Source organism: Oleiphilus sp. HI0067 (genome assembly GCF_001635735.1).
In genome coordinates this window covers 1-1,102 of the sequence record NZ_LWFI01001119.1, presented here as the reverse complement: position 1 = coordinate 1,102, position 1,102 = coordinate 1, and the positions used below count along the sequence as shown (strand labels likewise).

The following is a 1,102-nucleotide window of genomic DNA, read 5'->3' as shown; positions in this document are numbered from 1 at the left end:
GGCGCAGATTTTCTTATAATTTGTATGGCTTTGAAGCCTGAGCCTAGTAAATAGAGGCATATTGCTATCAAAGCGAGTAAAGATGCGTTCATTTAACTGCGTTAGTCTGAGACTTTCGATTTAATTAATTTTGATTGTCGTTATAATGCGCTGTTTGCGAATACTTGGCAATAATCATTAGAGCTATAAAACATGTTTGAGAATCTTAGCGAAAGGCTTTCCGAAAGTCTTAAAAAGGTCACTGGTCAGGCAAAATTAACTGACGACAACATCAAGGGTACGTTACGCGAAGTAAGGATGGCTTTGCTCGAGGCGGATGTAGCCTTGCCTGTGGTGAAAGATTTTGTTGAGCAGGTTCGCACTAGAGCTCTTGGTCAAGAGGTGATGAGAAGTCTATCGCCAGGGCAAGAATTTATTCGAATTGTTAATGACGAGCTTACGGCTGTGATGGGGGCAAAGTCTGAAGGGCTTAGTCTAAATGCTCAGCCGCCAGCAGTCGTTTTAATGGCTGGTCTGCAGGGTGCGGGTAAAACAACCTCGGTAGCTAAATTGGCGAGATATCTCTCAGAGCGAGAGAAGAAAAAAGTAATGGTCGTTAGTGCTGATGTCTATCGTCCGGCGGCAATCAAACAATTGGAAACGCTTGCTGGTGAAGTTGGTGCTACATTCTTCCCAAGTACAGCGGACCAAAAGCCTGTAGCTATTGCTGAGGCGGCTATTGCTGAAGCAAAGCTTAAATTTATGGATGTGCTGATTGTCGATACAGCTGGCCGATTGGCGGTTGATCAAGAGATGATGGCTGAAATAGCTGACCTTCACGCATCAGTTAACCCTGTCGAAACCTTATTCGTAGTTGATTCGATGACCGGTCAGGATGCTGCGAATACAGCGAAAGCATTTAACGATGCGCTTCCGCTGACGGGTGTTGTTCTTACAAAGACAGATGGTGATGCGCGCGGTGGTGCAGCGTTATCGGTTAGAGCGATTACTGGTAAGCCTATCAAGTTTATGGGTGTTGGCGAGAAGATTGACGCGCTAGAGCCTTTTTATCCTGATCGTCTCGCATCAAGAATTCTTGGAATGGGTGATGTACTCAGTCTTA

At 45.2% G+C, this 1,102-nt stretch carries 1 protein-coding gene; it reads left to right on the top strand.

Translation table 11 applies throughout. The features are described 5' to 3' along the window. Positions 1–192: 192 nt before the first annotated feature. Positions 193–1,102, top strand: a 910-nt coding sequence (locus A3739_RS16185) for a signal recognition particle protein (RefSeq protein WP_068502052.1), incomplete at its 3' end; no start/stop codon positions are given.